At 48.7% G+C, this 6,229-nt stretch carries 6 protein-coding genes; 4 read left to right on the top strand and 2 right to left on the bottom strand.

The genetic code is table 11. The features are described 5' to 3' along the window. Positions 1–7: 7 nt before the first annotated feature. Positions 8–1,003, bottom strand: a complete 996-nt coding sequence (gene epmB, locus CWE22_RS10075; RefSeq protein WP_211618687.1) for an EF-P beta-lysylation protein EpmB — start codon at positions 1,001–1,003, stop codon at positions 8–10. Between the two features lie 126 nt (positions 1,004–1,129). Between epmB and efp the strand changes: the two genes are divergently transcribed. From efp to CWE22_RS10090, 3 genes are all read left to right on the top strand, one after another. Beyond that, the gene (gene efp / locus CWE22_RS10080) at positions 1,130–1,699 is read left to right on the top strand and encodes an elongation factor P (protein WP_169931341.1); all 570 of its coding nucleotides are present in this window, start codon (positions 1,130–1,132) and stop codon (positions 1,697–1,699) included. 11 nt (positions 1,700–1,710) lie between these two features. After that, positions 1,711–2,682 carry an EF-P lysine aminoacylase EpmA gene (gene epmA, locus CWE22_RS10085; RefSeq protein ID WP_169931342.1) on the top strand — a complete coding sequence of 324 codons (972 nt, stop codon included), beginning with the start codon at positions 1,711–1,713 and terminating at the stop codon, positions 2,680–2,682. A 94-nt stretch (positions 2,683–2,776) separates the two neighbouring features. After that, positions 2,777–3,163 (top strand): MerC domain-containing protein, encoded by a 387-nt coding sequence (locus tag CWE22_RS10090; RefSeq protein WP_169931343.1) that lies wholly within the window; start codon positions 2,777–2,779, stop codon positions 3,161–3,163. On the opposite strand, the gene trmA is transcribed toward CWE22_RS10090, so the two are convergent. Further along, positions 3,138–4,241 (bottom strand): tRNA (uridine(54)-C5)-methyltransferase TrmA, encoded by a 1,104-nt coding sequence (gene trmA, locus CWE22_RS10095; RefSeq protein ID WP_169931344.1) that lies wholly within the window; start codon positions 4,239–4,241, stop codon positions 3,138–3,140. The genes CWE22_RS10090 and trmA overlap by 26 nt on opposite strands. Before the next feature lie 175 nt (positions 4,242–4,416). Here trmA and CWE22_RS10100 point away from each other — a divergent pair, with 175 nt between their 5' ends. Then, the gene (locus CWE22_RS10100) at positions 4,417–6,030 is read left to right on the top strand and encodes a S8 family serine peptidase (RefSeq protein WP_169931345.1); all 1,614 of its coding nucleotides are present in this window, start codon (positions 4,417–4,419) and stop codon (positions 6,028–6,030) included. The last annotated feature ends 199 nt before the right edge of the window (positions 6,031–6,229 follow it).

Here is a 6,229-nt window from a genome sequence, read left to right on the forward strand (position 1 = left end):
GATTCAGTTATAAAGGAGTTTTACTGGGCTCGCCGGCTATCTCTCGGACTAATTTAGGCACGAGAAACCCAGGCAGACGAGCTCGCAACTCCGCCTCAATCAAGCGGGCGCCTTCATCGCTAACAGCGAAGTGACTGGCGCCCGCTACTTTATCCAATTGATGTAAGTAGTACGGCATAATCCGTGCGTCAAACAAAGCTTCACTGAGTTCGGTTAGCGTTTCAGCGCTATCATTCACTCCCTTCAACAACACACTTTGATTGAACAACGTAATACCGTGTGCCGCCCAAAGCTGCGTACCTGCATGTAGCGCTGGTGATACCTCGCGCGGGTGATTGGCATGCAGCACTAAAATACACTGCAATCGGCTTTGCTGCAGACGCTCCGCGAGCTTTCGTGTCAATCGACTGGGAATGACGACGGGCAGCCGACTGTGAATACGAATTCGCTTTAATTGCGGTAAAGCTTCCAACTCGGTTAATAAGCGCGCCAATTGTTGGTCAGTCGCCATTAGCGGGTCGCCCCCACTCAGAATGACTTCATTAATGGCTGGATCTTGCTTAATGTAATTCAGCAAATGAGCGCGTTCCTGCGCTCCAAAATGATGATCTTCATAAGGGAAGTGGCGCCGAAAGCAATACCGACAGTTGATAGCGCAGCCACCTCGAAAGATAATCAGCACACGCGATTGATACTTATGCAGAAGCGCTTGCGTTGAACCTTGCTCAACCAAGGGATCAGTGGTGTAACCTGGAGCTTCAACAAATTCATCTGCGTTTGGAAGTACTTGCAGCAACAGTGGGTCGTTACGGTCGCCACGGCTCATCAGGCTGACAAAGTGCTTGGGGACTCGCAGCGGAAACAAACGTCGTGCAGCAATATCATCTGTACTCACTTGGTCCGTCAGGTCCAGTAGCTGAATCAACTCGTGCGGATCCGTGACCGCTTGTGCGAGTTCTTGCTGCCATTGCGGCCGAATAGAGATGGTTGCAGAGGTCGTCACGGGCTTCCTTCAAGGATAAGAGTTTCGAAAATTCTTTGGATTCGGCACTGATTTTACCTGAAAATTGTAGCGCTTTGGTTTATTATTGCGCGCGAAATCGCTTATTTGAAAGCATACGAGGAAGCTATGGCGAACTACAGCACCAATGAATTTAAAGCCGGTCTGAAAATCATGCAGGACGGCGAGCCTTGCAACATTCTCGAAAACGAGATGGTCAAACCAGGCAAAGGGCAGGCCTTTAACCGGGTTCGTATCCGCAAATTGATCAGCGGCAAAGTGGTTGAGAAAACGTTTAAATCAGGCGATAGCGTTGAAGGCGCTGACGTCATCGATGTCGACTTAGCTTACTTGTACAATGACGGTGAGTTCTGGCATTTCATGAACAACGAAACCTTTGAACAAATTGCAGCCGATGCGAAAGCAGTGGGCGATATGACCAAATGGTTAGTCGAGCAAGATATCTGCACGCTCACGTTGTGGAACGGCAACCCGATTGCGGTGACTCCGCCAAACTTTGTCGAACTGGAAATTGTCGAAACCGATCCAGGTCTGAAGGGCGATACTGCGGGCACTGGCGGCAAACCAGCAACCTTGAGCACTGGCGCGGTTGTGAAAGTACCTTTATTCGTGCAAATCGGCGAAGTCATTAAGGTCGATACTCGCTCTGGCGAGTACGTATCACGCGTTCAGAAATAACGGCCAGAAGTATGCAGCATGCCGATGAGTGGCGCCCAAGCGCAACGCTGGAAACGCTTCGTCAGCGTGCTGCACTTTTGCAACAGACACGAGCGTTTTTCGCTGCGCGACAAGTCTTGGAAGTCGATACTCCGCTCCTAAGTCGGTTTGGTGTCACCGATGTTCATTTAAGTAATCTCGAGACCAAGCTGAGTGGCGATAGCCGTAAGTGGTATCTGCAAACCTCCCCTGAATTTGCTATGAAGCGTCTCCTCGCTGCCGGCTCCGGTTGCATCTATCAACTAGGTAAAGTGTTTCGTAATGACGAGCAAGGTCGGCGACACAATCCCGAGTTTACGATGCTTGAGTGGTATCGCGTTGGTTTTACTATGGCAGATCTTATTGCTGAGGTGAGCGCTTACTTACAGCAAATGCTGGAGCTAAATCAAGTACAATCATTCACTTACGCTGAGGCCTTCAGGGTATTTTTGGATGTCGATATCTTTGCTTCGAACGGCTTTGAACAATTGCAGGCACAACTGCTCAAACGATCGGAAGTTGCTGATTTAGCGGCCCGAGAGAGTGATTTTACGACGCTTCAGCAATTGGCTCTGAGCGTAGTGATCGAGCCGCAATTACCCGCGAATACAATTGTTTTCATCACCCATTTTCCGATTGCGCAAGCTGCGCTTGCTGCACCGAGCTCGGATGATCCTGCGACAGCCCAACGTTTCGAAGTATTCGTGAACGGTATAGAGCTAGCCAATGGCTATTTTGAATTGACTGATGTCGCCGAACAAACAAAGCGGTTTCAGAATGATCAGAAACAGCGAGCCCAAAATGGGTTAACAGCAATGCAGGCCGATCCGCGATTACTTGCCGCGTTGGAATCGGGGCTCCCCAGTTGTGCGGGTGTCGCTCTTGGTTTTGATCGGTTGGTGATGCTTGCCACTCATAAGCAACACATCGAAGAAATTTTGCCTTTTGCGCATGACCGCGCCTAGTGCGCGACAATCATTTGAACAGTGACTTGCCCCAAGTATCGTGATGTTATAATATAACAATCGAATTCACGACCTATGGTTCAAAGATTTTTCCATGACCAAGCAATCTATCGATAAAACTGGAATGTGGGTAACAACACTGTGCGCTCTGCACTGCTTGTTGCTGCCTGTGATTCTGCCTTTGTTGTCGATGATTGGGTTGTCATTTATTGGAGAAGAAATCTTAGAGCGTGTGATTCTGGGTACCAGTATCATTCTTGGCATGGTCGCATTATTTATTGGTATGCGTCAGCATATGAAGGCGTATCCAATTGCCCTATTGTTAGCCGGTGGTGTGATTTATTGGCACAAAGATAGTCTCGGTGAAATGGGCGAACCCATTATTATCTTACTCGGCGCTTCAATGATTATCGCTGCACATTGGGTCAATTTACGATTGATTCGCGGCAATACAGCTATAGCGGACGCCGTTTCAGAATAACACCTGCTTCCATATGGTGTGTGTACGGGAACTGATCAAAGAGTGCATAACGCTGCACCGCATGGGTATCCGTTAACGCCGCAATATTTTCTACCAAAGTTTCTGGATTACACGAGATGTAGACAATCGTCTCGTAGTGTCGAACTAACTCTACGGTTTCTGCATCCAAACCTGCTCGTGGCGGGTCAACCAAAACGGTGTTGCACTTAAATGAGCGAATATCAGCCTCTTGCGCTCGACGAGATTCGAGTTCTCCCGCCATCACCGCACTGAACTCCTCAGCAGACATTCGCACCAAAGTGACATTATCGATGTTGTTCAGCTCACAGTTGTAGCGTGCCGAAGCTACTGATGTTTTGCTGATCTCCGTGGCGAGCACCCGCTCAAAGTTCTGCGCCATTGGCAAACTAAAGTTACCGTTTCCGCAATAAAGCTCGAGTAAATCACCGGTACTATTCTTGGTTGCATCTATAGCCCACGTCACCATCTGCTGATTGACCGCCGCGTTCGGTTGAGTAAAGCTGTTTTCAACCTGTTGAAACCAGTAATCTCGATCTGCAATGGTCAGCTTTTCGAGGACCCAGTCTTGATCAAGAACAATTTTTTGTTTGCGTGAGCGGCCAACTAAGTGAATCGTCGCGAACTGCTGCAAATGTGCGCGTAGCTCTTGAGCTGCAACTTCCCAATCGTCGCCAAGCGGACGGTGATAAATGAGCGAAACCAAAGCCTGCTGATGAGTCGTCGTTAAAAATTCTATTTGGAAGAGCTTACGTCGCAATGCCTCGTTCGACTTCATGTAGTCGATGGAAGCTTTCATAAGCGTGTTGATCAGCTTACTTCCTACCGGGAATTCATCGATTCGAATGCGTTCGCGCGTGTCTGGATCAAACATGATGCAGTACATGTCATCGCCTTCATGCCAAATACGAAACTCGGCTCGCATTCGATAATGTGTAGACGGTGATGCAAATAGCTCGGGTTCGCTCTCACAATAGGGGCCAATAAGAGCCTTTAAGCGAGATACTTTGTCGGTCAATTGCTGCTGATAATCTGCGTGTTGTATAGCCTGGTGCGTCATGAGTGCCTCAATTCAATGAGCGCGCATTGTACGCATTTTGGGCTTTACAAAAAAGCTCAAAATTAAGGGTTGCAGTTGATTACAGAAAGTAACAATATGTTTCAAGTGCTGGTTAAAATAACAACTAAGTACGACGAACAACAGGATTTCTAACAAGAATAATAAGGTTTTATTTATGTCAAATCATACTAAACGTGGCGTGTTCACGCTCGCTGCACTCTCTTTTGCTGTTGCGACAGCAGTGCAAGCCGCTCCAGCAGATAAAGAGCGGGTCATCATTCAATTTAAACCGGGTAGCAAAGCGCAAGTTGAGCAAATGGTTAACCGTGTCGGCGGTAATAAGAATGTCGATTTGTCTAACTTTGACGCGATGGCAGTGACGGTTCCAGCGCAAGCGTTGAACGGTCTTCGTAACAACCCCAATGTGGTTTTGGTTGAAGAAGATTCGCCACGTCAGCTCCTCAGTTCTGAATATGAGCCGAACCTACCTTACGGCATTGTTCAGGTTCAGGCGGATCAAGTGTCTGATGCTGCTGCAGGCGCAGTCAAAGTATGTATTATCGATTCTGGTTATGACCTGGGTCATCCAGATCTGCCAACCAGTGGTGTAACAGGTCGCTTTAATAGTGGCAGTGGCAACTGGTATTCAGATGAAAACGGCCATGGTACTCACGTTGCAGGTACTATTGCAGCATTGACAAATGGTGATGGCGTAGTCGGCGTGTTGCCGAATGGTCAAGTGAACCTGCATATCGTCAAAGTGTTTGGCGCATCAGGTTGGAGCTATTCGTCTTCATTAATCGCTGCCGCTGATGAGTGTGCGCAAGAAGGCGCAAAAGTAATCAATATGAGTTTGGGTGGCAGCCGCGCTAACCGTACGGAAGATCGCGCGTTTGGTCAGCTGAACAGCGCAGGTATCTTAAGTATTGCCGCTGCGGGTAATGATGGTAATACACGCGACTCGTATCCTGCTTCTTATGACTCTGTAGTATCGGTTGCTGCTGTAGACTCAACGGAAACTATTGCTGCATTCTCTCAGCAAACTTCGCAAGTAGAGTTAGCTGGCCCAGGTGTTGCAGTGTTGTCATCGGTTCCACGTGGTACTGGTGAACGTGTTGAATTGACTGTTGGCGGCGCAAGCTATGCTGCAACAGGCATGGACGGAACTGCTCGCACGTCAGCAACGGGCCCTCTCGTTGATTGCGGTATTGGTGATTCAGCTTGTGCCGGTGCTGCTGGCGCAGTGTGTCTGATTGAACGTGGCGTGATTTCATTTGCTGAAAAAGTTCAGGCTTGTGAAGCGGGTGGTGGTGCTGCGGCAATTGTGTTCAATAATGAACCCGGTGTAGTTCTCGGTACCTTGGGTACATACAGCGCTTCTATCCCTGCTGTTGGAGCAAGTGATACTGATGGTGCTGCTATGTTAGGTCAGCTGGGTAGTTCAGCGACTGTGGGTGTGACAGATAGTGATTGGGCGTTCTTTGATGGCACCTCTATGGCGACACCTCATGTTGCTGGTGTTGCAGCATTAGTTTGGTCGCAACATACTGCATGTACTAACAACGATATCCGTGCGGCGCTTGCGGCAACGGCAATCGATAAAGGTGCGGCTGGTCGCGATAATGCTTATGGCCATGGTATTGTTCAAGCCAAAGCTGCGGTTGACTACTTAACTGCTAACGGCTGTGGTGGTTCTGGTGGTGGCACTGGTGGCGATACCGGTGGCGATACTGGTGGCGGCGGTAAGGGCGGCGGTAAAGGCGGCCCTAAAGGCGACCCTAAAAACTAACCAAAGCTTTTAAAAGTTGAAGAAAAGCCCACTTCGGTGGGCTTTTTTGTTCTTTTTCTCAACGGTTTGCGCAGAAAAGCAGCAGTCAGCAAAAAAACATATCAAAATGCTCAAAAGGCGCTTGACGGGCGCAGTTAAATCTCTAAAATGCGCCCCACGCTTGAGGCAGACGATGAAGTCGCCAAAAGCAGCAGTTTAC

The sequence above is a fragment of the Pseudidiomarina aestuarii genome, assembly GCF_003987355.1.
Classification (GTDB): domain Bacteria; phylum Pseudomonadota; class Gammaproteobacteria; order Enterobacterales; family Alteromonadaceae; genus Pseudidiomarina; species Pseudidiomarina aestuarii.